The following is a 25,864-nucleotide window of genomic DNA, read 5'->3' as shown; positions in this document are numbered from 1 at the left end:
GGCAGCTGCAGCAGGGGAGCGGGAAGGGCAGCGGCGGATCAGGATTTATTTAAGAAAGGATCAGCGTGCGTGGAAGATCGGGAATTGCTGCGGCTTGCAGCCCAGGCCGCCCGGAGCGCCTACGCTCCCTACTCGAACTTTCCGGTGGGAGCGGCGCTGCTGGGTGAAGAGGGAACCGTTTTTACGGGCTGCAACGTGGAAAACGCCTCCTATGGCCTGACTCTGTGCGCAGAGCGGGTTGCCCTGGGGAAGGCTGTGGCGGCCGGGGTGCGCCGCTTTCAGGCGCTTGCCCTCTGGGCTCCGGCGGCGGTCTGGCCCTGCGGCGCCTGCCTCCAGTGCCTTGCGGAATTCGCCCCCCGGCTGCGGATTATCCGCGGCGGGAACAACCTCGAAATGGAAGTGAAGAGCCTTGTGGAACTTTTTCCTGCCGCCTTCCGGTTGCCCGCGCCGGAATGAGGGGAAAAATTTAGGGGAGTGAAGGTGTATTAAGTCGGGATTTGTTTCCATTATCGGACGCCCCAATGTAGGAAAATCAACCCTGCTCAACAGGATCGTGGGCCGGAAGATCGCCATCGTTTCCGAGAAGCCCCAGACCACCAGAAACCGCATCCTGGGGGTTTTCAGCACCGGGGAGGCGCAGGTGGTTTTCCTTGATACCCCCGGCATCCACAAGCCCCGCCACAAGCTGGGCGAGTACATGGTCAAAGTGGCAGAGAAAGCCCTGGAGGAGGTCGATCTGGTTCTCTACGTCGTTGATGCCGCTGTTCCCCCGGGCTCCGGCGAAGAATACATCCTCGCCAGACTGAGCAGGGTCAAAACGCCGGTTGTTCTCGTCCCCAACAAAATCGACCTGGTCAAAAAGCACGAACTTCTCCCTTTGATTGAGTGGTTTTCTGCCCGCACCCCCTTTCTGGCGGTCGTTCCCGTTTCCGCTTTGACCGGGGAGAACCTCGAGGAACTCAAGAAAGTCATCGTTGAGAATCTGCCGGAGGGGCCCTTTTATTACCCTCCGGAAATGGTCACCGATCAGCCGGAGCGCTTTATTGCAGGAGAAATCGTGCGCGAAAAGGTCCTGCTGCTGACGCGGGAAGAGGTGCCCTATTCGGTGGCGGTCGTGGTGGATGAGATGCAGCTGCGGCCGAACCAGGTTCTCTACCTGGCTGCGGTCATCTTTGTTGAGCGGGAATCCCAGAAGGCGATCCTGATCGGAAAAGGGGGGCGGATGCTCAAGGAGATCGGGCGGCTCGCCCGCCTGGAGCTGGAGGCAATCTTCGGGAACCAGGTTTACCTCGATCTCTGGGTTAAGGTCAAAAAGGGCTGGCGAGATGATGAAATCGCGCTCCGCTCCCTGGGCTACGAAAAGTGAAAAGGGGAGGCGCCCACAACCCTGTCCGGGAGGGGCGGCGGCCCGGAAGAGCTTTTTGGCTTGACAGGTGCAGCAGGAACTGGTAGGTTAATAAAGGGTTTTAAGATCCCCGCTAGAGGGGTTATTTTTTGGAGGTGCAAAGATTGGATTCAGACCCTAAACAGCATTCATAAGAGCCGCGGGTGCCACCCTCGTGCCTGGTTGGTGCCCCGGCGGGAAAGGAGCACTCTACCATGGCACAGAGGCACTTGAAAGAAGTCCTGGACCTGGTCAGGCAGCATCTTGCCCGGGAGGACTTGCAGAGCATCACCCTGCTGGTGAAGGAGATCCAGGCTGTCGATCTTGCAGAAGTTCTGGCGGAGCTGAAGCCCGAAGAGCGCCTCTGGGTTTTTGTCACACTTGACAACGAGAAGGCAGCGGCAGTCCTCAACGAGCTCGATCCCCAGCTTGTCTCCCCCCTGCTCCAGGCTCTGGGCGCGGAACGGGTTGCCGATATTTTCGAAGAGATGTCCCTGGACGACGCCGCCGACCTCCTGGGCGAGCTGACCGAAGCGGAAAAGAAAAAGGTCCTCACCATGATGGAGGTCGAGGACGCCGCCGATGTGGAGGAACTCCTGGTCTACCCGGAGGACACTGCAGGCGGGATCATGACAACGGAGTACGTGGCGATCTGCCAGGACATCACGGTGGGGCGCGCCATCGAGGTGCTCCGGGAAACCGCCCCCGACGCCGAGACGATTTACTACGTCTACGTTGTCAACGAGCGCGGGCAGCTGGTCGGGGTGATCAGCCTGCGGGAATTGATTGTGGCGAGCCCCGAGACGCGGATCGAGGAGATCATGCACCGGAAGGTGATCTCCGTAAGCGTCCTGGCCGACCAGGAGGAGGTCGCCCGCGTCATTTCCAAGTACGACTTTCTGGCCGTCCCCGTTGTGGATCTCGACCAGGTGCTGGTGGGAATCGTCACCGTAGACGACGTCATCGATGTCATCGAGGAAGAGGCCACCGAGGACATTTATAAACTGGCGAGCAGCGGCGAACCCGAGGATCTGGAAATAACCGCTCCCTTCTGGCGGAGGGCGAAGCTCCGCCTCCCCTGGCTGGTCGGCCTCCTTTTCGGGGAACTGGTTGCCAGCAAAGTGGTTGATACGTTTTCCGGCGCCCTTCAGCTCGTTACTGCCCTGGCTTTTTTTATCACCGTCATGGCAGGTGAGGCGGGTAATGCGGCAACCCAGTCCCTCGCGATCGTAGTACGGGGTTTGGCTACCGGCAGCCTCGATAAGGGCCGGCTGTGGGCCGTAGTTTACCGGGAGGCTAAGGTTGGTTTAACGGTTGGTTTGATCTGCGGAGCAGTTCTTTTCGTGATCGGTTATTTTTGGCTTCGGAGCATTCCTTTTGCTCTCACCCTGGGTTCTGCCTTATGCATCAATATTTTCGTGGGCGTCATCCTTGGATCGTTTTTCCCCATTGTTATTGAGCGCCTGGGCTTTGATCCGGCCGTTGCCTCGGGGCCTTTCATCACGACCCTCACCGACATCGTGAGCATGGCCGTCTACTTTGGCCTCGCAGTCCTTATCTTCGGCCTGGTGTTTCCTAAATAAAAGCGAAGGGGGGCTAAAGGTTGGCCTTCGGGGAAGTTGACCTTGCCTCTTTGATCGAGCACACTCTGCTGCGGCCCGATGCAACCGCCCGGGACTTTGAACAGCTCTGCCGGGAAGCCCTGGATTTTCGTTTTTACGGGGTCTGCGTCCCGCCCGACCGGGTGAGGCTCGCCCGCTCTCTCCTGGCAGGGAGCGGGGTCAGAGTGGTGACCGTTGCAGGCTTTCCCCTGGGTTTTCAAACCGCCGCCGTCAAGGTCTTTGAAATAGAGAACGCCCTTGCCGCAGGGGCAGAGGAAATCGACGCGGTTCTCAACATCGGCGCTTTAAAAGAAGCGCGCTTTTCTTTTGTAGAGGAAGAGGTGCGCTTCCTGGTGGAGGCTGTCCGCGCCGCCGGGCGGTCCGGAGCGCGCCCTTTGCTCAAAATCATTGTCGAGACATGCTACCTCACCGCTGCCGAAAAGATCCAGGCGGCCCGCCTGATTCTGGAGGCGGGAGCGGATTTTGTCAAAACCTCGACGGGGTTCGCGCCCGGGGGAGCGACGGTGGAGGATGTTGCCCTGCTGCGTGAGGCGACAGGAGGCCGGCTGAAAATTAAGGCAGCAGGCGGAATCAGAACGCGGGCGCAGGCCCTTGCCCTGGTTGCGGCCGGCGCCGACCGTTTGGGCACAAGCCGCGGCCCGGCTCTGGTCAAGCCTGAAAATTAGCAGGCTGCTTCCCTGGTTCGCTTGCCCTGCGGCGTTGAGTTATGGTACTGATCTTCCACGCCGCTATCTGTTTTCCCAAAGAAGGATTTTTGGAATTAAAAGAGAAATAAAGATAAAGTGATCAAATAATCACGCTTGCCGTGTAATTAATAAAAGTCTGAATTTTCTAACGAATAAGACAAGATCCCTTCCTGGGCCGAACGTTTCTTCAAGAGGGAACTCTTCGACGGGAACTCTTCGACCGGCAAGCACCGCATCGGAAGAAATTTTGGGCAGGGTTCTGCTGGCACCAAATTTGCATATCTTTTTCTTGATAAGGTGTTTAGTTTCAAAATGAGACAAAAAGGAATCGTTTACCACGGCAGGCAGCTCGCCTGTTCCTGGGGGCCGCCCGACCCCAGTTCCGGTGGTTTGTCATTACACCTCTGCCGAGCAAAAAACCGGCGGGCCGCCTGCCGCTTTTCTCTTCCAGTTTCCAAGAGATGCGCTCATTTGCGAGGGGGGTGATGCGGCCAGCTCCGGCAGGCTCCTTCAAGGTGCAGAGAAAGATCCGGGGGCTGCGGGCTGGGGGAACAGAATTCACCAGAGAAGCCTTTTTACGGAATCTCTAAAAGAAACAAGGAGGGATTGGTGTGACGAAACTCAGCCGCCGCGATTTCCTCAGGCTGTGTGCGGGGTCCGCAGCCGCGGTCAGCCTCTCCCAGGCCCTTTTGCCGGAGCTGGCGCGGGCCGTACCTGCTGCAGGAAATCCGCCGGTGCTCTGGATTCAAGGTGCAAGCTGTACAGGCTGTTCAATCTCCCTGCTGAACTCCGTCCATCCCGGTATTCTGGAGATCTTGACCGAGGTGATCAGCCTCAAGTTCCACCCCAACATCTCCGCAGCAGCCGGAGATCTCGCCATGAAGGTGATCGAAGAAACAGAGGCTGCCGGGAACTACTATCTGGTTGTTGAGGGGGCCGTGCCCACAAAGGACGGCGGGATCTACTGCACCTCAGGCGAGAAAAACGGGAGGCCCGTTACCTTCTTAGAAAAGGTCACGGAGCTGGGCAGGAAGGCAGCCGCCGTTCTTGCTGTAGGAACCTGCGCCGCCTTCGGCGGCATCCCGGCAGCAGACCCGAACCCGACGGGGTGCAGGGGGGTCCGGGAGGTCCTCAGCGAGGCCGGGATCAGCACCCCGGTGGTCAACATTTCCGGCTGCCCTCCCCATCCGGACTGGATCGTGGGAAGCCTCGCCCACATCCTCCTCTTCAAGGAGGTCCCCGAGCTTGACCAGCTCGGCAGGCCGAAGGTTTTCTACGGCAGGCTCGTCCACGACAACTGCCCGCGGCGCCAGTACTTCGACAACAGCAGGTTTGCAAAGAATTTCAGCGAGCCCGGCTGCCTGCTGGAGATCGGCTGCAAGGGGCCGCAGGCCCACTGCGACAGCTTCGACCGCCAGTGGAACGGAGGCGTCAGCTGGTGCATCAAGGCGGGGGCGCCCTGCATTGCCTGCACAGAAAAGGGCTTCCCCGATGACGCCACACCGTTCTACGCGCGGATGCCAGGCGTGCCCCTTCCCAACATTACCGCCAGCGCAGATGCGGTCGGGATCGTGCTTGGCGCCGCCGTTGTGGCCGGGATCGGCGCCCACCTGATCGGCAACATTGCGACAGGGCGGCTCGGCGGCAAAGAAGAGGAAAGGTAGGTGAAAGCAGATGGCAAAGGTGATTGTTGATCCCGTAACCAGAATCGAAGGACACCTGAAGATCGAGGTCGAGGTCGAAGGGGGCAAGGTCGTCAACGCCCGCAGCAGCGGGACCCTCTTCCGGGGGATAGAGCTGATTTTGCAGGGCCACGACCCCCGGGACGCCCAGGAGGTCGTCCAGCGGATCTGCGGCGTCTGCCCGATTTCCCACGCCACAGCCGCGACCCTCGCCCTGGACGATGCCTTCGGCATCAAGCCCCCGGCCAACGGGCGGATTATCCGCAACCTGATCCTGGGCTCCAACTACATCCAGTCCCACATCCTGCACTTCTACCACCTCGCCGCGCTGGACTACGTGAAGGCGCCGGACAACATCGCGCCGCTCGCGCCCCGCTACGCAGGAGATTACCGGCTCCCGGACGCGGTCAACAGCGCCGCAGTGAACCACTACATCCAGGCCCTCGAGATGCGCAAAAAAGCCCACGAAATGCTCGCCATCTTCGGAGGCAGGATGCCCGGCCAGCGGACAATCGTCCCCGGCGGCGTGACAGAAGTCGTCGATGCAGAAAAAATTGCAGAATTCAAGTTCCGCCTCAAAGAACTGATCTCCTTCATCAACAACATTTACCTTCCCGACGTGCTGGCCGTAGCCGAAGCCTACAGCGACTGGCTGGACATCGGGCGGGGCTGCAAGAACCTCCTTGCCTACGGCGCCTTCCCCCTTGACGACAGCGGCACACTCTTCTTCGCCCGGGGCCGCTACACCGAAGGGGCAGACGGAGACGTAGACCCCGCCAGCATCACCGAGGAAGTCAAGTACTCCTGGTACAGCGACGACACCGGAGGCAGCAGGCACCCCGGCGAAAGCGTGATCACCCCTGCCCCGAACAAAGAAGGCGCCTACTCCTGGCTCAAGGCCCCCCGCTACGACGGAAAGGTCCACGAGGTGGGGCCGCTCGCCCGGATGTGGGTCAGCAAGAACACCCAGGTCAGGGCCCTGGGAGAAAAGGCCTTCTCCGTCATGGGCCGCCACGCAGCCCGCGCCTACGAGGCGAAGATGGTGGCCGAGGCGATGGCAGACTGGGTTGCCCGGCTGGAGCCCGGCAGGCCTACCTGCACCCCCCACAAGGTGCCCAACCGGGCAGCAGGAGTAGGCCTCACCGAAGCGCCGCGGGGCGCCCTGGGGCACTGGATCAAGATCGAAGCCGGCCGGGTCGCGAAGTACAACGCGGTGGTGCCCACGACCTGGAACGGCAGCCCGCGGGACGAGCAGGGCCAGCCCGGGCCCATCGAGCAGGCGCTCATCGGAACACCCGTGAAGGACCCAAACAACCCCATCGAGCTGGTGCGCGTTGTGCGCTCCTTTGACCCCTGCATCGCCTGCGCCGTCCACATCATCACCCCGGACCGGAAGCTCCGCAGGTTCCGGGTCTACTAAAGGGGGCAGGGAGGATGAAGCGCATGGTCTACCGCCACACCCTGGCGGTCCGCTTTTTTCACTGGTGGAACGCAGTTTCCATTTTCATGCTGCTCCTGACCGGTTTCTACATTCACGCACCCTACGGTTTTCCCATCTTCCCCTCGATGGATGTCGCCCGGAAGATCCACTTCATCTTCATGTACGCGGTGATTGCAGGCCTCGTCGGGCGCCTTTACTACGCCTTCATCAGCGGAGACTCCAGGAACTTTAAGCCCAGGCTCCGCGACATCCCGAACATGCTCGCCCTGATGAAGTACTACATGTTCCTGAGCGACGAGCTCCCCGATTGGGGAGAGAAGTACAACCCCGGCCAGAAGATGATGTACGCCGGCTTCGTCCCCCTCCTCATCATCCAGATCATCACCGGCTTCATTCTCTACTGGCCGACCGCCCTGAATCACTGGGCCGTGTGGCTCGGGGGGCCCCTTGCCGTCCGCGCCATCCACTACGCTGTCGCCTGGATCTTCGTCTACTGCGTGGCGGCCCACCCTACCTGGACATCACCGAAGGAATCGCCAACATCAAAGGGATGATCACCGGCTACGTTCCCGAGGATCTCCACGCCAGGCACAGGAAGCACGCCCCGCCGGCGCCGGGCAAAGGGGTTGCCACGGAGGGTTAAAGGCGCCCGGCAAGCCGGAGTGGAAATTCAAGCAAGAGGCCGGCCTGAGGCTGCCGGCCTCTCTTCTTTCCGGCCCTGGCGCTTTTGCCTGAGAAGGCCTGCCTGCAATTTTCACCAAACCGGGATTAGGGTATAATCTACGGGAAAACTGATGAAGCGAGGGGTCGCCTTTGGCGAAAACGATCGTTTTGGGAGTGGGCAACCTTTTGCTGAAGGACGAGGGAGTGGGGATTCACGCCATCCGCGCCCTGCGAGGGCGCGGCCTTCCCCCGGGGGTGGAGCTTATCGACGGGGGAACGGCAGGGTTCGACCTCCTGCCGCTTCTCATGGGGGCGGACAGGATCATTATTGTGGATGCCCTCCGCGGCGGAGAGCCGCCCGGTGCGGTTTACCGGCTCACCCCGGCCGACTGCCTCCCGCAGCAGGGGCGGGAGGCCGGCCCCATCTCCCTGCACGACCTGGGGATTTTAGACGTGATCAGGGCCCTGGAAGTTCTGGAGCAGCGCACTCCCGAGGTGGTGATCATCGGGGTCGAGCCCGGGGAGATTGACTGGGGGCTGGAGCTCACCCCGGCGGTTGCGGCCAGCCTTCCCGCGGTGCTGGAGCAGATCGAGCTGGAGCTGAAAAATGAGAATGGTGGTTAGGAAAAGCTGGAACTTTTTCCCCTCCGGGCCTGTCTAATATAAAAAGAGCATTTGCTGCATGATATGGCTAAAAGGAGGGTGAGGGCGGGGCTGTCCGGAGCGTCGTTGTCAGGCGGCGTCTCCGGCCCCGGCCAGGAAGATGCTACGTATGAGACCTGAGCGGAAATCCTGGAGCAGATGGCCGGCAATTTTATGCTGCCTGCTTTTTTGTTTTTATCTGGGGCTTCCCCTGCCTGCCGGAGCATACTCCGTGCTCCGCGAGGAGGTGGCTGCTGAGCCTGTTGCAGCAGGTGTCACGCTCCAGAAGTTCATCCAGGAAACAGATGAGGGCCCTTTAAAGATCTACGCCCTGAGCGTAGACCTGACCAACCCCTACGTGAAGGTCGACGTACTGGTTGGAGCCGACAACCAGACCTTTGGGGCGGCAAGCCCGGTGCTGGAAAAGGCGCGGCGCTCTGGCGCGGTGGCTGCCCTCAACGGGGACTTCTTTCACCTTAAAGAAGGCAAGCACCCCCTGGGCCTGACCGTGAAGGAGGGGGAGGTCCTGACGAGTCCGCTGCTGCGGGACGACTTTTACGCCTTCGCCCTGACCCGCGATCTGGTTCCCCTGATCGAACTCTTTCGCTTTGAGGGGTTTGTCCGGGCGGTTCCGCCGGTCGGTGCAGGCAGCGCCACCCAAAACGGCACCGCTCCGGACGCCGCCGCCGGGAGCAGCGGCGCCCGGGATGATGGGGCCGGAGCAGCCCCATCTCCTGCCGTCTTTCCCCTGGCGGGGGTCAACAAACCCCGCTACTCCGTTTCTGCCGGTGGGGGGGCGGAGGTCTCCCACCGCGGCCGGCTCCACCTCTACAACTCCCGCTGGGGCGCGCTGAGCCCCGGCGCCCAGTCCGACCTGCCGGGCTGGGTGGAAGTGGTGGTGGAGGACGGAATCGTCCGGGAGGTCCGGGAGGACCAGCCTCCCGTGGCCATTCCCGAGCGCGGCTTTGTGCTGGTGGGGCACGGGGCGGCTGCGGACTTTCTGCGTGCCGCCTGCGTGCCCGGGGCGCACGTCTCCGTGGAGTACCGCGTTGCGCCTGGGGGTGAGGAGCTTCAGACCGCCGTCGGGGGGAAGAACCTCCTGGTTGAAAGAGGAGAGCCGCTGGCCGCGTTCAGCAAGGAGCTTGAAGGAAAGTTTGCCCGCTCTGCGGTTGGCTTCTCCCGGGACGGGAAGAGGCTTTATCTCGTTGCCGTCGAGGGAGGAAAGGAGAGCCGGGGGATGTACCAGCGGGAGCTGGCCGAATTTCTCGCAAACCGGCTCGGCCTCTGGCGCGCCCTGAACCTGGACGGGGGAGGCTCCACCAGCCTCGCCGTGCGCCCCCTGGGGGAGGAGCTTCCCGTCCTGGTGAACAGGCCGGCGCAGGGCACGCCCCGCCCGGTTCCCAATGCCCTGGGCATCTTTTCCACCGCGCCCCGGGGAAGGCTCGCAGGCCTGGTGATCCGGGGGCCGCGGGAGGTGCTCGCCGGACTGGACTGCTCCTTCGAGGTGCGGGGTTACGATGAATACTACAACCCTTACCCTGTAGAGGCGGGCCAGGTGAGATGGTCGGTCCGGGAGGGGAGCGGCGCCTTTGAAGGAAACCGCTTTCGGGGGTTGGAGGGCGGAACCGTGATCATCGAAGCGGCTTTTCAGGGAATCCGGCAGGAGCACCGGGTAAGGGTGATCGGACCGGCAGACCTGGAAGGTTTAGAAGTGGCTCCTGGCGTGGTCAGGCTCAACCCGGGAGAAGAGGTTTCCCTGCAGGCGCAGGTGCGGGGAAAGGACGGGAGGGTCTGGCCGCTCCCGGCCGGCAGTGTCAGCTGGGAGGTGGAGGGACAGATCGGTTCGGTCCGGGACGGAAAGTTCTCTGCTGGGAGCGCGGATGCTGCAGGGAAAATCCGGGGCTCCTTTTTAGGCTTCACCGTCGAGATTCCCGTGACGGTGGGGATTCCGCTGCCGCCCGATGTGGCCGGGCACTGGGCGCGTCTTCCCGTAAGGGAGCTGATCGCCCGGGACGTGGTCCGGGGCTATCCTGATGGAACCTTCCGGCCGGAGCGGGCGGTCACCAGGGCCGAATTTGTCACCGTTCTGGCGCGCGCCCTCGGCTGGTCGGTTTCTGGTGAAGTAAGCCTTCCCTTCAGGGACGAAATTCCCGGCTGGGCGCTCCCCTACCTGAAAGCTGCCTGGAGCCGGGGGGTAATCGGGGGGTACCCTGACGGAACCTTCCGGCCGGACCGGGCGATCTCCCGCGCCGAGCTTGCGGTCCTCATCACCCGCGCCTTGCGGCTTCCGGAGGCCTGCGGCCAGGCTGCCTTTAAAGATGCCCACCAGATTCCCCCCTGGGCCCAGGAGGCGGTGCAGCGTGCGGCAGCAGCCGGGATCATGCGAGGGAGCGGGGGCTGCTTCCGGCCCGGGGCCCCCGCGACGCGGGCCGAGGTTGCCGCCCTCGTCTACCAGTCCCTGCTTTATTCTGGCCCCCGTTAGCCGTCATTAAGCCGGCTCTTTAACCGGCGGGGCTGGGCCATTGTTCATTGGTTCCGTTGCAGGCGGGAATCCCTGCTTGATTTTTTCCTGCCTGCAGCCTACCATAAAATTGTCGTAAAACCGGTATACCGAAAGAAGCGGGGCACTCGATGTTTGCCTGTTTGCAGAGATGCCTGCAAACTGTTGGGTGTCCGGCGGGAAGAGGTCGTTCTGGGGGCTTGAGAATGGGAGAGCCGAAACGGGTCGCGATCCTGGCGGTGCGCTTTGGGGCCGGCCACTGGCAGGCCGCTCAGGCCTTAAAAGAGGCCCTCGCGCAGACCTGCCCCGGGGTTCGGGTGGATGTTCTCAATTACCTGAGGTTTGCAGGCTTTTTCTTCGACTGGCTGACCAGGTTCGTCTACCACGACCTGATGATCCACATTCCGCGGCTTTACCGCCGTTTTTTTGCCTGCACCGACCGCCTCCGACCCGGTTCCCTTTTTCAAAAGCTGATCAACAGGTGCGGGGCGCGCCGGTTTCTCCGGTACCTCCGGCGCACGAACCCGGTTCTTTTAATCAGCACCTTCCCCGTGCCTGCGGCAGTTGCCGCAGACCTCAAGCGGCAGGGGCGCATCCGCTGCCCCCTGGTCACGGTAATTACCGACTATACCCTGCACCGGCAGTGGATTCAGCCCGGCACCGACCTCTACATCGTTGCCGGGGAAGCAATGGTGGAGAGCCTCGGCCGGTGCGGCGTCCCGCCCGGGCGGGCGGCCGCGGCGGGGATTCCCATCGACCCCCGCTTTGAAACACGCACCGGAAAGAGGCTGGCGCAGCTCCTTCCGGACTTTCCTCCCTCCTGTGAGGGGCTCCCGGTAGTTTTGGTGATCAGCGGGGCGACCAACTTCAGGGGGGACCTCGCCCGGCTCTGCCGGATGCTGGCGGACTTCCCCACCCCCCTGGTGGGGGTTGTGGTGGGGGTGCGCCGCCCCAGGCTCCGGTTCAGGCTGCGCAGGGCTGTGAGAAAGGGCCGGAACAGGGTTTTCATCCTGGGGTTCAGCAGGGAGGTGCCCTCCTTCATGGAGGCGGCCACCTGCCTGATCAGCAAGGCAGGGGGGTTGACGGTAAGCGAGGCCCTGGCGCGGGAACTCCCCCTCATTATCTACAGGCCGCTTCCCTGCCAGGAGGAGGCCAACTCCGCATTTCTCGTGGGCGCCGGAGCCGCCCTTGCCGCCCGGAATCTCAAAGAACTTGAGGCGTGCCTGGGGCCGCGTGCTGGGGGATGATCTGCTGCGCGCCCGGATGAAAGAGGCGGCCTCCCGCCTGAAAAAGCCGGGTTCCGCCCGCGCCGTCGCCCGGCTCCTGGAACCCTATCTTAAATGACCTTTCTAAATTCATCCTTCTCTTTTAATCTCTTCACCCGAAAGGCTGTTAAGCCAGGCGAGGGCGGGTTGATAGCCCCGGAGGATATCGACCATAACGTCTGTGTCCAAAATGAGCATTTTTACCTCTCGCGTCTTTGAGCTTTCTCACGCAGTTCCCGGGCGAAAGCACTGCTATCCTTAATGTCCTGGCGGTCGGCCCACATCCCGGGCAAACCGGATTCTAGAAGTTTTTTAGCTGTGAGAAAGGCCTTTTGGCGCTTTTTTAAACTAACTGGCTTGAAAATCATCTCAACTTCTTGCCCCTTCTTAAAAGGTAATCCGGTAAGAAACAGTTCCCCATCCTTTTCTAAAATCCTCTTAACCCGGAAGTTCTCCATATTTTTCACCTCTGTGATAGTTTACCACAATTCAGACCGTGATGATCGCGGTTTTTGCTTTTTGCGGGAGGCGAACGGAATGGTCAATCTTGCTGCAGCACCGGCCGGCCGTTTTATCCCCGTTTTATTTTACTCCCCTTCCCCGCAGGTTATTTTTTGAAAAAGCCTTTTATCGTATCTCCTTTTCAGAATCCGGTGCATAAAATGCAGCAGGAAAAACGCCAGGAGGTGTTCACGCATGGAGCAAAACCAGGCGCCCTGCCCCTCCGGCCGCTACTGGGAGGTGGGGCCGGGGGACACCCTGTATCTCATCGCGGTCCGGACCGGCACCACCCCGGCCGAACTGCTGCGGCTTAATCCCGGAATCAATCCGGATAACCTCCGGATCGGACAGCGGATCTGCCTTCCCCCCGAACTGCCTCCCTGCCCTTCAGGCATCTACTGGGAGGTGGCTGCCGGGGACACCCTGTTCAGCATTGCGCGGGCCCTCGGGACGACGGTGGAGAGGCTGCTGGAGCTCAACCCCCATGTCGATCCCCGGAACCTCCAGATCGGCCAGAAGATCTGCCTCCCGGGATAAATGCATGATTTGCCTGAACCTGCCTTCATGCACCTGGCGGGCATCGAACAGGGCGCGAATGACTTCTTGTAAAAAACGGGCCGCTTTTTGGAAACGGCTTCTGACCGGAAAAAGCGGCCCGTCCTCATTTTCAATGTTTGCTAGAAGAATTTTTTGCTCTGCATGTAGCCCTGGATGTGGTCGAGGGTTTCCCCGAAGCGCTGAAAGTGGACGACCTCCCGCTCCCGCAGGAACCGCAGCCCGTCCTTCAGGTCGGGGTCGTCGGTGAGGCGGATCAGCTGCTCGTAGGTGGCCCGCGCCTTCTCCTCGGCGGCCATGTTCTCATGCAGGTTCGCCACCGCGTCCCCCATCGAGTTGATGTAGGCCGCGGTCCAGGGGACGCCGTTGGAGTCGCCGGGGAAAAGCGCCCTGTCCCAGATGGCGTAGTAGCCCCCCAGGTCCGCGCGCCGGATCTCCTCGGGGGTGGCGCCCTTCATCAGCTTGTAGATCATCGTTCCGATGATCTCCCAGTGCGCCAGCTCCTCGGTCCCGATGTCGGTCAGCACGCCCTTCGCCCGGTTCGTGGGCATCGTGTAGCGCTGGGTGAGGTACCTGATGGCTGCCGAGAGTTCACCGTTCGGGCCGCCGTACTGGGTCATTAAATACCTGGCCATCCTCAGGTCGGGTCTGGAAATGCGGACCGGATACTGCAGTTTCTTTTCGTAGAGCCACATCTCTTCTTCCCCCCTTAGTATTCGATGTCCCAGGGCCAGGGCTCTTCGATCCACTGCCAGGGCAGGCGGCTCGGGGAGGAGTGGCCGAAATTGATGAGGGGGCCGTACTCCGCCTCGTAGGCCCGCCTGGCCCCGGCGAGGCGGGAAACCAGGCTGTTGAAGGTGCTCAGGGCCGTTTCGTCCTCCGGGTGGGTGTCGAGGTAAAGGTTCATCTCAAGAGCGGCAAACTCCAGCTCCTGAATTTCCCGCAGCATCCTCACTTGCTGGCGATTCATAGAAACCACCTCGCGTCTTTAGGGATAGGGCCGGTAAAGCTCGGGAAAGAGGGTTCCCTTGCTCAGGGCCTCCGGAAGGGAGTACATCTCCCTGAGCGCCTGGGGCGGCACGTAGGCGGTGGCCAGTTCCAGGTGCAGGTGGCCGGGATAGGAATGGGCTTCGCCCTGCTCTTCGGCCCTCTTGTTTTCGTCTGCGCTTGCCATCAGTCTCAGCTCCTTTCAGCTTGCCCAACATTTACCAGTAGTTTATGCCAGGTCGGGCGATTTGGTGCCAGTTTCACCAATTTGTTCCCATTTTGCATTTTCGGCTTACTATGCACCAAACAGAACGACCCCGCAATTTCTTGCGGGGCTTGATTTTCCTGAAGCTGATTGTCTGAATCGAATTCTTGGGGGGTATTTATATGCAGACAAGTTTACAAAGTGTCAGATGACAGTTAAAATAAAAGTACATGGTTGTCAAAGGATGGTGCTTTGAAATGACCTTAAATGAACTCGCTGAGGCGGCTATGGCTTTAGGGTTAGGCTTGGGTAAAAACCCTGCTCGCACAATAAGATATTATGTCGCAAAGGGATTACTGGAACCTCCTCGAATTGAACATAATGGGAAAATAAAGCGTGCAGTTTATTCTCCAGATCATCTTGCAGCATTAAAGCTAGTTTGTAAATACAAAGAAAAAGGTTATCCCCTCAAGGTAATAAGGGAAAAGTTAAAAGAGCCGGTTTACTGGACTGAAGAAGCATTAGAATTTATCCGGCCCTTTATAATGACTAATAATTATCCTCTGGATGCTTTTTCCAGGGATAAGCCGGTTACTCGTGGGGCAGTTGCTGCCTTTTTTGTTCACTTTATGGAGGCCATAGAAAAGGGACATAAAACCCTTGACTTCTTAAAAAAAGTTTTTGTAGATAAAGATGGTCAACCCGCTTTTAAGGAAATAGAAGAGCTATTCGATACATAAAATAGCTATAATGCAGCATGGACAGCTTTGCAAAGTGGATCGCAGACGCAACCGTTATACTTTAAAAGGAAGGGGCATAATGATTAGCGTAGAGGTTGCATACATGAAGTACGTAACTGTAATAACAGCAGGCAGGGAAAGGAAGAGGTAAAACATGAAAGAACGACTTTGTCGTTGTGGACGATCCATGGTTCAGGAAAGAAGAACTATTACTAGAGAAATTGACAACCGGAAAATCACTATCACCAACGTGCCGGTTTTATATTGTAAGTACTGCCAAGAAACCTTATACAACGCACGAACAGTAAAAAAAATGGACGAATTAATTCGCAGATTCCCCGATAAAACTTCACTTATTTACCCTAACTTATTAGAGCCTAACAGTGATGTACTTTCCTTTCTAGATAAGTTAGATCTACATGGTACTTTAATCGCTGAATCCGAGGAGCCTGTTAGGCTATATGAAGTTATTTCTCTAGTAAGTTTCATTCAATCAAAATTGCGATCAGCTTGAGGAGTGCCTTTCATATGAGTCCCTGGTTTTCAGGCAGGCGGAACCCCCCGGTGGGGCGGCCTGAACCCTTTTCACTTCGAGGGTTGGGAGGAAAAGTTTGCGGGTCCTGCTCCTTTTTCTTTTGAGCCTCGGCCACCTGGTCACCGATTTGAGCCAGGGGGCGCTCCCCATGCTGCTCCCGGTTTTAAGGGAGGAGTTCCGGCTCTCCTACACGGAGGTCGGCGCAGTCGTCCTCGTTGCGAACTTGAGCGCTTCAGTAACCCAGCCCCTTTTCGGGCTCTGGAGCGACCGGCATGCAGGGCGCTGGCTCCTCCCGCTGGGCTGCCTCCTCTCTGCGCTGGGGATGGCGCTGGCCGGCGCGGCGCCGGGGTATGCCCTGATTCTCCTGGGGGTGCTGCTCAGCGGGCTGGGATCTGCCGCCTACCACCCCGAGGGCTCCAAGCAGACCTTTCTGATCAGCGGAACAAGGGAGAAGGCAACCGCCCTTTCTGTTTATTCGGTCGGGGGGAACATCGGGTTCGGCCTGGGCCCCCTGGCCGCCGCCTGCCTCCTGGCCCGGGCGGGGCGCTTTGGGGTGGCCGTCCTGCTGGTTCCGGCCCTTGCCACCGCCCTCCTGGTGCAGGGGTTTTTCCCTGCCCTTGCCCGCCTGACCCAGGGGGAGGCGCGGGGCGCCGGGGAGGAGCAGCGCCCTGGTGCGGCGTTTAGTGCCGGGAGGGAGTTGAACCCCGCCGCTGCGCCCGCCCGGGTTCCCCCCGGCGGCCCCGGGCAAGCCGCCCGGGCGGCTCTGCTTCTCCTGGTCCTTATCGTCACCCTGCGCTCCTGGATGCACGTGGGGCTGACCACCTTCATCCCCCTTTACTACGTGGACTGCCTGGGGAGCGATCCCGGATTCGCCAGCATGCTGCTCACGATCTTTCTCCTTGCGGGCGCGGCCGGGACCCTGCTCGGAGGGCCCCTCGCCGACCGCTGGGGGAGGAAGACCCTTTTGCTCCTTTCCTTTTGCCTGGTGGTCCCCCCGCTCCTTTACCTCCCCTCCAGCACGGGGGCCTGGAGCGCCGTCCTGGTGGGGTGGAGCGGGCTGGCGCTGATCTCCACCTTTGCCGTCACCGTTGTCTACGCCCAGGAGCTGATCCCCAACCAGGTCGGGCTCGCCTCCGGGCTGATCCTGGGCTTTGCGGTGGGAATGGGGGGATTGGGGGCGCTTTTGCTGGGGAGCGCCGCCGACCTCTGGGGGGTCCCGGCCGCCCTGAAGCTCGTGGCGGTCCTGCCCCTTCCCGCTCTTTTCCTCACATTTCTCCTCCCCGAGCAGAAAAAGCCGGAATCCGGATCCCCGGGATCTTCCGGAGTTCCTGCCTCCCGGACTCCTTTACCGGGGGAAGAAATGGAGTTATAATGAGGCAGGACAGAGGCGGCAGCTGTCAGCAGCTGTGTGCGGGCTCTGTTCAAGGGTTTTCGACCGGCCTTTCCGGGCCAGGACCGCACCGCTGGGGGATTTCATGATGAAAATTCAGGCAGTGAAGCGGACAATCGGAAAGTTCGCGCTCTGGCTGCGCTTCTACCTTGCCTTTCTGGCCGCCCGGCTGGTTGCCTTCGGGTGCAGGATCACCGGGCGCCCGGGGACCTCCCTGCCCGGGGTGGCAGCCCTGAAGATCTTTCCCGGGCTTGTCCGGTTCCTGGCGCCCGGCTACGAGAGGGTGCTGGCGGTGACGGGGACCAACGGCAAGACCACCACCGCCAACCTCCTGGCGCACGTTTTGCGAAAGGCCGGGGTGCGGGTAGCCCACAACGCCGAGGGCGCCAACATGCTGCCCGGCGCGGCGGCAGCCCTGCTCCGGGACTGCGACTGGCTGGGGAGGCCCCGGAGCCGGGTGGCGCTCCTCGAGGTGGACGAGGGGAGCGTCGGGAAGGTCTTCGCCGCCGCCCGGCCTGAGATCGTGATCGTGACCAACTACTTCCGCGACCAGCTCGACCGCTACTGGGAGCTGGAGCGCACGACGGCTCTGCTGCGGAGCGCGGTGACGGAACTGCCCGGCGCCACCCTGATCCTGAACGGGGACGATCCCCTCGCGGCGGCGGTGGGCCGCGGCCACCCGCGGGCGCGCTGCTTCGGCGTGCTCCGGGACGCCGCTCCGGAGCCCGGCGCCGGCTCCTGGGAGGGCCGGGGGGCGGACTCCGGGGAGACCCGGGAGGCGAGGTTCTGCCTCTTCTGCGGGGCCGCCCTGCAGTACCGCTACTACCACTACGGCCAGCTTGGAGACTACTTCTGCCCCGGGTGCGGCTTCCGGCGGCCGGACCTGAGTTTTGCCGCCGCCGGGGTGAGCGCCGGCGACGTGCTGGCATTTACCCTGCACTATCAGCCTCCGGCTTCCCCATCCCTGCCGCCGCAAGGCGGCACATCAATTCTCCTCAAGGCCCCCCTGCGGGGGTTCTACAACGTTTACAACGTCCTGGGGGCGGCCGCCGCCGCTCTGACCCTCGGCGTGCCTGCAGCCGACCTGAAGGCCGCCCTGCTGGACTACACCCCGGCGCCGGGGCGGATGGAGGAGTTCTTCTTCGCGGGGCGCCCCTGCACCCTCGCCCTGATCAAGAACCCCGCCGGCGTGAACGAGGTGCTGAAGACCATCCTGGCGCGGGAGACGGAGAAGGCGCTGGTGATCGCCATCAACGACCTGGCCGCCGACGGGAGGGATGTTTCGTGGCTTTGGGACGCCGACTTCGCAAGGCTGGCAGGGGCGCGCCTCAAAAAGATCATCTGCGCGGGCCGGCGCGCCGCGGACCTGGCAGTCTGCCTGAAGTACGCCGGGATCGACCCCGGGCGGCTGGCGCTGGCTCCGGACCGCGCCGCGAGCCTCAGGATGCTGGCGCAGGAGGCACCGGAAGCGGAGGAGCTCTACGTGCTGGCGACCTATACGAATCTTTTCCCGTACGCCGGGCTCCTGCGCCGCCGGGGAAGGAGGGTGGAGAAGGGTGCGGCTCAGGGTCTGCCATCTCTACCCTGATCTTTTGAATTTATACGGGGACCGGGGGAACGTGCTCATCATCTGCCGCCGGGCAGCCTGGCGCGGGATCCGGGTGGAGCTGGACGCCGTCTCCCTCAACGACCGGGTGAGGTTCGCCGGCTACGACCTCATCTTCCTGGGGGGCGGAGCCGACCTCGAGCAGGGCCTGGTGAGCAGGGACCTGGAGAAGAAGGGGCCTTTTCTCGTCGAGGCGGCCGAGGCGGGGGTGGTGATCCTGAGCATCTGCGGGGGGTACCAGCTCCTGGGGCGGTACTACAGGGCGCGGGACGGCGCGGTCCTGCCTGGCGTGGGCCTCTTCGACCTCTACACCGAGGCGGGGGGGAAGAGGTTGAAGGGGAACGTTCTGCTCCGGCTTGCGCCGGAGCTTCAAACCGAGATTAGGCAGATTTACGGCCGGGGCGGGGCCGGACCCCCTTCCACCCTCGTCGGCTTTGAAAACCACTCGGGCCGCACCTTCCTGGGCGGTTCGGTGCGGCCCCTGGGCCGGGTTCTCAGGGGGTGCGGGAACAACGGGGAGGACTGCAGCGAGGGGGTCTGGTACAAAAACGCCTTCGGCACCTACCTGCACGGGCCGTTTCTTGCGAAAAACCCCCACTTCGCCGACCTGCTCTTGAGGCGCGCCCTCGCGCGCCGCTGCGGGGAGGTTCCACTCGCTCCCCTCGACGACACCCTCGAGCTCCACGCCCACGATGTCATGAAAAAACGCCTGCAAAAGGGCTTCATCCGGGTGCGCTGAGTTCAAGCCGAAGCCGGGCAGCCCGGAGAGCGCGGGCCTTTCCTTTACGAGGGGATTTCGTAGGGGATGATCTTGTTCTCCCAGGTCCTGAGCAGGAGCCGGTTCCCCTTTTTCCCCAGCAGGTAGTTGGGGGCGATGGGCGTCTTCCCCATCCCGCAGGGGGCGTTGATGATGTACGTGGGGACGGCAAGGCCTGAGGTGTAGCCCCGCAGCTGTTCCATGATCTCCAGCCCCTCGTCCACCGAAGTGATGAAGTGACTGGTGCCCCTGACGTTCTTGGCGTGGAAGATGTAGTAGGGCCGCACCCGGATCTTTAAAAGCTCCTGGTTGAGCTTCTTCATCACGTGGGGGTCGTTGTTCACCCCCCGCAGCAGCACCGCCTGGTTCCCCAAAACCACCCCGGCGCGCACCAGCATGTCGCAGGCCTGCTTCGCTTCCGGGGTGACCTCCCGCGGGTGGTTGAACTGGGTGTTGATGTAGATGGGCGGGTACTTCTCCAGGACTGCGCAGAGAGCCGGGGTGATCCGCTGCGGCAGGGTCACCGGGACCCTGGTGCCGATCCGCTTGATCTCCACGTGGGGGATGGCGTGCAGCTCCCCCAGCAGCCAGTCCAGGGTGAGATCGTCCAGCAGGAGGGCGTCTCCGCCGGTGATCAGCACGTCCCGGATCTCCTCGTTTTCCCGCACGTAGCGGAGCGCCGCCTCCAGGACGTGGCGCGGCCGGTGGGAGTCCACCTTCCCGATGTTGCGCCTCCGCTGGCAGTGGCGGCAGAACATGGCGCACTGGTTGGTGACGTTGATGATCAGGCGGTCGGGGTAGCGCCTCGTGATCCCCGGCGCCGGCGAGGTCCAGGCCTCGGCCATCGGGTCCTCGCACCCCCGCGTGTCGGCGACCTCAGGCCGCGCCGGGACCGCCTGCTTCCAGAGCGCCCCGTGCGGCTCGTCGCACATCACCAGCGCTAGGTAGTAGGGGGAGATCGCCCAGCGGAAGTGCCCGCTCACAAGTGTAATCTCCTCCCGGTCCTCGTCGCTCAAGGCGAGGAACCGGGCGAGGGTCTGGACGCTGGTGATCCGGTGCGAAAGCTGCCAGAGCCAGCTGTTCCAGTCCTCTTCTGCGGCTCCAAAGGCGCTCAAGATCCTCTCCCGGGCCTCCATGTAGGCAGGCACCAGGTCGAAGCCGGTCGGAATCGCCTTTTTCGCATCCAGGTAGTCGCGGATCCTTTCCCTCAGCTCCGCTGCCCGTTCCAGGGCGGCGCGCCTCTTTTCCAGGTTCTCCGGCTGTTTTCTGCTGTGTTTGCAGGTTGGATGCTGGTCGGAATGCTGTTCCGGATGCTTCTCGAAAAGGTTCGGAAATTTCAGGGCCATCTCGATCCACCTTCCTTTCTTCTCGGGCTCGCAATTTGATTTTTTCTGGCTACCGGTTGCGCTTTTGCTGCAGTTCCTGCGGCAGAATTTTTCCGCCTGCGTTTCCGCGGCAAAAGAAAACTGCCCGGAACGCAGACGTTGAGGGCAGCATAAATTTCCCCTGGACCAAATGAACCCTTCTTTGGCCATTCCTTTCCACGCTTACGAGGTTAGCTGACGGGTTCGGGTTGAAAGGTAACCCTACCCCGCACTCAATTCGCCGGATGCGCTCCCTGCTTCCAGGCGCTGCTTTCAGGGCTTGAAAGGCGCCTCTCGTGAGTTTTTCGCGTGCCTGGAAACGGGCGCCGGCTTGAGTGCGGGGATTCACCCCAAAGATTGGGTCCCCCGCTTCTCGTGGAGAGAATTCAGCGTTCCCGGTAAATCGTTTTTTATTTGAAAACATTATACCATGCACCTCTATCCTTGTAAAGAGAACGAAACCGGAAAAACAGGATCGGTGGAACGTTTTTCCAGGTGCTTGCATAAATTGACTTAGATTTGAGAACACCATTTTGCAAAGGAGGAATCTCCGGTGCATCATTACCACGACCTTGTACGGAGGGCGGTTGAGTTCGACCTTGAAGAGATCCGCCTGCTGACGGCCGCCGCCCGGACCGCTCCGCCCGGGGTCCGGCTGGTCCTCTTGAGGGTGATCAGCGACGAGGTCCGGGAACTAACATTCTGGACCACCCTGCTCGCCTTCAGCCGCCACGAAGACGGCTTGATGCCGCCGCCCCGACCGCCTTACGACTACTACCCCTACCAGGAAAAGGCTGATTCCGGCGAAGCCGCGCAGGAGTAAGCGCGAAAAGAGAGGGAGGGATGATCAATGAACGGAACCTGGCATCACGAGGTAAGGCAGGTCCTGCGGCTGGACGAGGAGGAGCTCGCCCTCTGGGAGAGGATCGCCGAAAGCGTCCCGACCCATCACCTCAGACACATGATCCGGATGATGATCCGGCGGGAGCAGGAGGAAATGGCGATGCTCCGCATGCTCCTGGGCGAGTCCTGCTACCCGGGGCCTGACTACGGCCCGGACCCCGGCTCCGCCATGGACACCACCACCTGCGAAGAGAAAAAGTAAAGTGCGAATTTTAGAACCGGCAGTTTCTCCCTGCCGGTTTTTCGCGCCTTGCTTACCCTCTTGCTCCGGCGATCCTGGCTTTTGGATCATAATTGTGCTACAATTAGTGTAACATTTATAGGAGATTAGGGGGTATCGGTGTGCTGCGGTTTGTCAGCGTGCGCGAACTCAGGCTGAAGTCAGGTGAGATCTGGCGCCAGTTGCGGGAGGCAGGCGAAATCGTGATTACCTCCAACGGAAAGCCGGTGGCAGTCCTGTCAGGTGTTGAAGAAAAGGATCTGGAAGATTACTTGAAGGCTTTGCGCCGCGCCCGGGCGGTGCTGGCGGTCAATAAAATCCAGGGGCGCGCCCGGCAAAAAGGGCTGGATCGGATTACCGAGGCGGAAATAGAAGAAGAAATCAAGGCAGTCAGGCGGAGCCGTCCCCAATGAAAGCAGTGCTGGACACCAACGTTCTTGTTTCAGGACTGCTTAAAGCCCACAGTCATGCCGGCACGATTGTCCGGCTTGTTGCTGCAGGACTGTTGAGGGTTGTTTATGATGCCCGGATATTGAACGAATACCGGGAGGTGCTTGCCCGCCCCAAATTTGGGATCGAAAAAGGAGAAAGAGACGCCCTTCTTGCCCAGTTCGAGTCCGAAGGGCTCCTGGTTGCCGCCAGGCCTTTACCCGAAAGACTGCCCGATCCTGATGACGAACCTTTTCTCGAGGCTGCCCTGGCAGCTGGGGATGCAGTTCTTATTACCGGCAATAAAAAGCATTTTCCGGCATCGGCATGTGGTGGTGTCACCGTCCTCAGCCCTGCTGAATTCCTTGCGCTCTGGCGAGAGAAGAACCGGTGATGCGCCGGGGCCGTTTCAAAGGGGTTTCTGCAAGAGGTGGTAAAAGAGGAAAGAAGGGGCAAGAGAGGGCGATTTCAGGAAAATTCGGCGTGCTGGGGGGACAATGGCGCGATTTTTAGCCCTAAATTTTCCTGCAGGCCTGTCCGATACTAGAAGTAGCCGGGCAGGCCTTTTCTGTTCCGGCACCTTTGAGCCGCCTTGGGCCGGGGCCATGCCTGCACATCCGCACTCCACCCGGCCAGGGCGAAAAAAGAGAAAAAGGGGGGATTTCCCAGAGGAAAGAGAAAGGCATTTTCAGGGAGAGGAGCATTAGCGTTCAAGAAGCAAAAAAAGGTCAACAACTTCAAGCGCAGGGAAGCGCAAAAAAACTTCAGGGAGGAGTGAGACACCATGATCATCAACCACAACATCAGCGCCCTCAACGCCTGGCGCGGCCTGAGTGTAACCAACAGCGCCATGTCCAAGTCGCTTGAGAAGCTCTCCTCGGGCCTCCGCATCAACCGGGCCGCGGACGACGCCGCGGGGCTTGCCATCTCCGAGAAGATGCGCGGCCAGATCCGGGGCCTGAACCAGGCCATTCGCAACGCCCAGGACGGCATTTCCCTGATCCAGACCGCAGAGGGCGCCCTGAACGAGACCGAAGCTATTCTCCAGCGCATGCGTGAGTTGGCAGTACAAGCATCCAATGATACTTTAACACCAGAAGACAGGAACCAGATCCAAAGAGAGATCAACCAGTTAACCGAAGAGGTACAGAGGATTAGTGTTACAACTGAATTCAACACGCAACGACTTTTAGACGGCGACTTCACTGGCAAAAGTTTCCATATCGGTGCTAACCAGTCGCAGACTCTTACTGTTGCCATCAATGACATGCGCGCTGTAAGCATTTCTACGAGTGGTACTTTTGGTACTGGCGGGCTAGGTATTGCGACTAGTAGTGGTAGTGGTACCACTGCCGCCAATTACATTCAAAACCTTGCTTACTGGACAGGTACAGTAGTAGCGTATGCAACTGGATACGCTGTTGATGTTACTGGTCAGGCAAGTGCTGAAGCAGCAATTACGACCTTCCAGAACGCTATAAATACTGTCTCCACAGAGCGTGCCAAGCTTGGCGCCTACCAGAACCGTCTGGAGCACACCATCGCCAACCTTGGAGTTGCTGCGGAAAACCTAACAGCAGCCGAGTCCCGCGTCCGCGATGTAGACATGGCCCAGGAGATGATGAACTTTACAAGACAGCAGATCCTGATGCAGGCCGGCACGGTGATGCTCGCTCAGGCGAACATGGTGCCGCAGGCGGTATTGCGGCTCCTCGGCTAAACTGCAAAGGTGCGGGCTGGCGGAAAAAGAGAGCCCACGCCAGCCCGCTTTCTTCTTAAAACTCCTTTTAGTCTACAGTTTGACCGGGGGTGAGGCTTCTTGAAGGTAGGGCCGGCGGAAGAGCGTTTTCGGGTTGTACCCCACCAGCCAGGCAGGCTGGGTTCAGCAGCCGGGAGCCAGCAGGTGCGCTGGGACCACGTTGAGCCTGTTGATAGCGAGAAAAAGACCCCGGGTGAAGGCGGCTACCGGGAGAAGCTCCAGGAGGCGGCCGAGAAGCTCACGCGGGCGGCGCGGGTGTTTGACTACAAGCTCCACTTTAAGATTCACGAGGATACGAAGAGGGTGATGGTTCAGGTGATTGACGAGGAGACCGACGAGGTGGTTAACGAGGTTCCTCCGGAGAAGATCCTGAACCTCGTGGCCGAGATCTGGAGGCTCGTGGGCCTCCTCGTGGACGAGAAGGTTTAGAAAGGGCGGTTTGGAAATGGTAAGCACGAGCTTCAGCCCGATCAACAGGGTGGCCGGTCTCGTATCCGGCCTCGAGACCCAGAAAATCGTCGAAGACCTGATGAAGGCGGCGCGCATTCCCCTCGATAAGCTCTTGCAGCAGAAGCAGATCTTGCAGTGGCGCCAGGAGGACTACCGCGCCATCAACAGGGCGCTCATGGACTTCCGCACGAACACCGCTTCCCCCCTGCGGTTGCAGGGCACCTTCCAGGCAAAGAAGGCCACGTCGAGCGACGAAACGGCAGTCACGGCTGTACCGGGTGGCAGCGCGGTAACAGGGACGTATGAAGTCACGGTTACAAGCCTGGCCAAAACTGGCAGCCTTTTTAGCACGGTGAGCCTTTACGCGAGTTATCCCAACTTCGATCCCGATGCTAAAATGTCCGATACTACCAAGTCCTTTGGGTTATCCGCAGCCACATCCTTCGACATTATTACCTATAAAGCTGACGGTACACCGGATGCCACCATCACCATTAACGTTGATCCCAACGAAACCCTAAACCAGCTTCTGGCAAAGATTGGCACCCAAACGTCGGGCAGACTTACAGCGTTTTTTGAGAAAAGCACCGGGAAAGTAGTAATCTCAACGACTAAGACGGGAAACTATAACGAGAACAAGTTTACTCTGCAGGATACAAACTGGTTCCTGCTGGACTACTTGAAGTTTTCCGCTTACTTTTCGCGTTCCCCTATAGATAACACCGAGATCTTATCGGGAACCGATGCCGAGTTAACAATCAATGGCCTTACAGGAATAAAGCAGCACGAAAACACCTTCACCCTGAACAACATTACTTTTACCTTAAAGAAAACGACGGTATCCCCGGTGCTGGTCACGGTCGCTAATGATACGGACAAGATCTTCGAAACCGTGAAGAGCTTCGTGGACCAGTTCAACTCTCTGCTCGACACGATCAATAAGGAGCTGACCGAGGAGCGCTACCCCGACTACCTTCCCCTGACGGATGCGCAAAAGGAGCAGCTCACAGACAAGCAGATCGAGCAGTGGGAGCAAAAGGCGCGAAGCGGCCTCCTCAAGAACGACCCGCTCCTGAGCGACATCGTCTACCGCCTGCGCCGGGCGCTCACGACCCCGGTCACCGGGCTCACGGTGTACGACTCCCTCTTCGACATTGGCATCAGGACAGGCTACTACTGGGAGGGCGGGAAGCTGTACATCGACGAGGCCAGGCTCCGGGAGGCGATCAACGCCAACCCCGAAGCGGTGATGAAACTCTTTACCACAAGCGCGCCAAACTTTGAGCAGCAGGGGCTCGGTGTGCGCCTCTACAACGAGGTCAACAACGCCATAAGCAGGGTCACGGCCCAGGCGGGCTCGCCCTATACTCTTGTGGACAACAGCTTCCTCTCCCGGAGCATCCGCGAGCTGGACGAGCGCATTGAGACAATGGAGGAGAGGCTGGCTCGGCTCGAGGACCGCTACTGGCGCCAGTTCACCGCCCTTGAGCAGGCCCTCGCTACGATGCAGGCCCAGAGCAACTGGCTGGCGGGCATGGCCGCTCAGATCGGTTCGGCGAAGTAGAAGGATCGAGGTGA

At 60.5% G+C, this 25,864-nt stretch carries 27 protein-coding genes and 1 pseudogene; 23 read left to right on the top strand and 5 right to left on the bottom strand.

Features of this window, described 5'->3' with window-relative positions:
* Nucleotides 1-69 precede the first annotated feature (69 nt).
* The 10 genes and pseudogenes from cdd to HPY58_06000 all read left to right on the top strand — a co-directional run bounded on the left by cdd (nucleotide 70) and on the right by HPY58_06000 (nucleotide 11,867).
* Nucleotides 70-456, top strand: a complete 387-nt coding sequence (cdd, locus tag HPY58_06045) for a cytidine deaminase (protein ID NPV29216.1) — start codon at nucleotides 70-72, stop codon at nucleotides 454-456.
* A gap of 28 nt (nucleotides 457-484) precedes the next feature.
* Nucleotides 485-1,366: a GTPase Era gene (gene era / locus HPY58_06040; GenBank protein ID NPV29215.1), complete on the top strand. Its 882-nt coding sequence runs from the start codon at nucleotides 485-487 to the stop codon at nucleotides 1,364-1,366.
* A 233-nt stretch (nucleotides 1,367-1,599) separates the two neighbouring features.
* Nucleotides 1,600-2,967 (top strand): magnesium transporter, encoded by a 1,368-nt coding sequence (gene mgtE / locus HPY58_06035; GenBank protein ID NPV29214.1) that lies wholly within the window; start codon nucleotides 1,600-1,602, stop codon nucleotides 2,965-2,967.
* A gap of 20 nt (nucleotides 2,968-2,987) precedes the next feature.
* Complete coding sequence (gene deoC / locus HPY58_06030; protein NPV29213.1) at nucleotides 2,988-3,671, top strand: deoxyribose-phosphate aldolase; 684 nt, start codon at nucleotides 2,988-2,990, stop codon at nucleotides 3,669-3,671.
* Between the two features lie 626 nt (nucleotides 3,672-4,297).
* Nucleotides 4,298-5,356 (top strand): hydrogenase small subunit, encoded by a 1,059-nt coding sequence (locus HPY58_06025; GenBank protein NPV29212.1) that lies wholly within the window; start codon nucleotides 4,298-4,300, stop codon nucleotides 5,354-5,356.
* Nucleotides 5,357-5,366: 10 nt separating this feature from the next.
* Nucleotides 5,367-6,794, top strand: coding sequence for a nickel-dependent hydrogenase large subunit (locus HPY58_06020; GenBank protein NPV29211.1), 1,428 nt, complete (start codon nucleotides 5,367-5,369; stop codon nucleotides 6,792-6,794).
* A 14-nt stretch (nucleotides 6,795-6,808) separates the two neighbouring features.
* A pseudogene (gene cybH / locus HPY58_06015) lies at nucleotides 6,809-7,458 on the top strand (Ni/Fe-hydrogenase, b-type cytochrome subunit).
* 170 nt (nucleotides 7,459-7,628) lie between these two features.
* On the top strand, nucleotides 7,629-8,102 hold the full coding sequence (locus HPY58_06010) for a HyaD/HybD family hydrogenase maturation endopeptidase (protein NPV29210.1): 474 nt from the start codon (nucleotides 7,629-7,631) through the stop codon (nucleotides 8,100-8,102).
* A gap of 250 nt (nucleotides 8,103-8,352) precedes the next feature.
* Nucleotides 8,353-10,602, top strand: a complete 2,250-nt coding sequence (locus HPY58_06005) for a hypothetical protein (protein ID NPV29209.1) — start codon at nucleotides 8,353-8,355, stop codon at nucleotides 10,600-10,602.
* Between the two features lie 224 nt (nucleotides 10,603-10,826).
* Nucleotides 10,827-11,867, top strand: a complete 1,041-nt coding sequence (locus HPY58_06000) for a hypothetical protein (protein ID NPV29208.1) — start codon at nucleotides 10,827-10,829, stop codon at nucleotides 11,865-11,867.
* A 218-nt stretch (nucleotides 11,868-12,085) separates the two neighbouring features.
* Here HPY58_06000 and HPY58_05995 read toward each other — a convergent pair whose 3' ends face one another.
* Complete coding sequence (locus HPY58_05995; protein NPV29207.1) at nucleotides 12,086-12,343, bottom strand: hypothetical protein; 258 nt, start codon at nucleotides 12,341-12,343, stop codon at nucleotides 12,086-12,088.
* A 238-nt stretch (nucleotides 12,344-12,581) separates the two neighbouring features.
* Here HPY58_05995 and HPY58_05990 point away from each other — a divergent pair, with 238 nt between their 5' ends.
* Entirely contained in the window at nucleotides 12,582-12,923 is a 342-nt protein-coding gene (locus HPY58_05990; GenBank protein ID NPV29206.1) for a LysM peptidoglycan-binding domain-containing protein, read from the top strand.
* Between the two features lie 140 nt (nucleotides 12,924-13,063).
* On the opposite strand, the gene HPY58_05985 is transcribed toward HPY58_05990, so the two are convergent.
* From HPY58_05985 to HPY58_05975, 3 genes are read right to left on the bottom strand one after another with little or no spacing between them, the layout of a single operon-like run.
* A complete protein-coding gene (locus HPY58_05985; protein ID NPV29205.1) occupies nucleotides 13,064-13,636 on the bottom strand; it encodes a manganese catalase family protein in 573 nt (190 codons plus the stop codon).
* 14 nt (nucleotides 13,637-13,650) lie between these two features.
* Nucleotides 13,651-13,911, bottom strand: a complete 261-nt coding sequence (locus HPY58_05980; protein NPV29204.1) for a spore coat protein CotJB — start codon at nucleotides 13,909-13,911, stop codon at nucleotides 13,651-13,653.
* 18 nt (nucleotides 13,912-13,929) lie between these two features.
* Nucleotides 13,930-14,115 (bottom strand): spore coat associated protein CotJA, encoded by a 186-nt coding sequence (locus tag HPY58_05975; GenBank protein NPV29203.1) that lies wholly within the window; start codon nucleotides 14,113-14,115, stop codon nucleotides 13,930-13,932.
* Between the two features lie 275 nt (nucleotides 14,116-14,390).
* Here HPY58_05975 and HPY58_05970 point away from each other — a divergent pair, with 275 nt between their 5' ends.
* From HPY58_05970 to HPY58_05950, 5 genes are all read left to right on the top strand, one after another.
* Complete coding sequence (locus tag HPY58_05970) at nucleotides 14,391-14,873, top strand: MerR family transcriptional regulator (GenBank protein NPV29202.1); 483 nt, start codon at nucleotides 14,391-14,393, stop codon at nucleotides 14,871-14,873.
* A gap of 154 nt (nucleotides 14,874-15,027) precedes the next feature.
* Entirely contained in the window at nucleotides 15,028-15,387 is a 360-nt protein-coding gene (locus tag HPY58_05965) for a YgiT-type zinc finger protein (protein ID NPV29201.1), read from the top strand.
* Between the two features lie 97 nt (nucleotides 15,388-15,484).
* Nucleotides 15,485-16,780 carry an MFS transporter gene (locus tag HPY58_05960; GenBank protein ID NPV29200.1) on the top strand — a complete coding sequence of 432 codons (1,296 nt, stop codon included), beginning with the start codon at nucleotides 15,485-15,487 and terminating at the stop codon, nucleotides 16,778-16,780.
* A gap of 106 nt (nucleotides 16,781-16,886) precedes the next feature.
* On the top strand, nucleotides 16,887-18,386 hold the full coding sequence (locus HPY58_05955) for a DUF1727 domain-containing protein (protein ID NPV29199.1): 1,500 nt from the start codon (nucleotides 16,887-16,889) through the stop codon (nucleotides 18,384-18,386).
* Nucleotides 18,355-19,143, top strand: a complete 789-nt coding sequence (locus HPY58_05950; GenBank protein NPV29198.1) for a glutamine amidotransferase — start codon at nucleotides 18,355-18,357, stop codon at nucleotides 19,141-19,143. Before HPY58_05955 ends, HPY58_05950 begins: the two co-directional genes overlap by 32 nt.
* A 44-nt stretch (nucleotides 19,144-19,187) precedes the next feature.
* On the opposite strand, the gene eam is transcribed toward HPY58_05950, so the two are convergent.
* A complete protein-coding gene (gene eam / locus HPY58_05945) occupies nucleotides 19,188-20,507 on the bottom strand; it encodes a glutamate 2,3-aminomutase (GenBank protein NPV29197.1) in 1,320 nt (439 codons plus the stop codon).
* 571 nt (nucleotides 20,508-21,078) lie between these two features.
* On the opposite strand from eam, the gene HPY58_05940 reads away from it, so the two are divergent.
* The 7 genes from HPY58_05940 (at nucleotide 21,079) to fliD (ending at nucleotide 25,850) form a co-directional block, all read left to right on the top strand.
* Nucleotides 21,079-21,348 (top strand): hypothetical protein, encoded by a 270-nt coding sequence (locus tag HPY58_05940; GenBank protein ID NPV29196.1) that lies wholly within the window; start codon nucleotides 21,079-21,081, stop codon nucleotides 21,346-21,348.
* 27 nt (nucleotides 21,349-21,375) lie between these two features.
* Entirely contained in the window at nucleotides 21,376-21,630 is a 255-nt protein-coding gene (locus HPY58_05935) for a hypothetical protein (GenBank protein NPV29195.1), read from the top strand.
* Nucleotides 21,631-21,773: 143 nt separating this feature from the next.
* Complete coding sequence (locus HPY58_05930; GenBank protein ID NPV29194.1) at nucleotides 21,774-22,061, top strand: type II toxin-antitoxin system Phd/YefM family antitoxin; 288 nt, start codon at nucleotides 21,774-21,776, stop codon at nucleotides 22,059-22,061.
* Nucleotides 22,058-22,471: a putative toxin-antitoxin system toxin component, PIN family gene (locus HPY58_05925; GenBank protein ID NPV29193.1), complete on the top strand. Its 414-nt coding sequence runs from the start codon at nucleotides 22,058-22,060 to the stop codon at nucleotides 22,469-22,471. Before HPY58_05930 ends, HPY58_05925 begins: the two co-directional genes overlap by 4 nt.
* Nucleotides 22,472-22,861: 390 nt before the next feature.
* The gene (locus tag HPY58_05920) at nucleotides 22,862-23,797 is read left to right on the top strand and encodes a flagellin (GenBank protein ID NPV29192.1); all 936 of its coding nucleotides are present in this window, start codon (nucleotides 22,862-22,864) and stop codon (nucleotides 23,795-23,797) included.
* Between the two features lie 99 nt (nucleotides 23,798-23,896).
* Nucleotides 23,897-24,265, top strand: coding sequence for a flagellar protein FlaG (locus HPY58_05915; GenBank protein NPV29191.1), 369 nt, complete (start codon nucleotides 23,897-23,899; stop codon nucleotides 24,263-24,265).
* Between the two features lie 16 nt (nucleotides 24,266-24,281).
* Entirely contained in the window at nucleotides 24,282-25,850 is a 1,569-nt protein-coding gene (fliD, locus tag HPY58_05910) for a flagellar filament capping protein FliD (protein NPV29190.1), read from the top strand.
* Nucleotides 25,851-25,864 lie beyond the last annotated feature (14 nt).

It is taken from the genome of Bacillota bacterium (genome assembly GCA_013177945.1).
Taxonomy (GTDB): domain Bacteria; phylum Bacillota; class DSM-12270; order Thermacetogeniales; family Thermacetogeniaceae; genus Ch130.
This window is presented reverse-complemented; position numbering and strand designations above follow the sequence as displayed.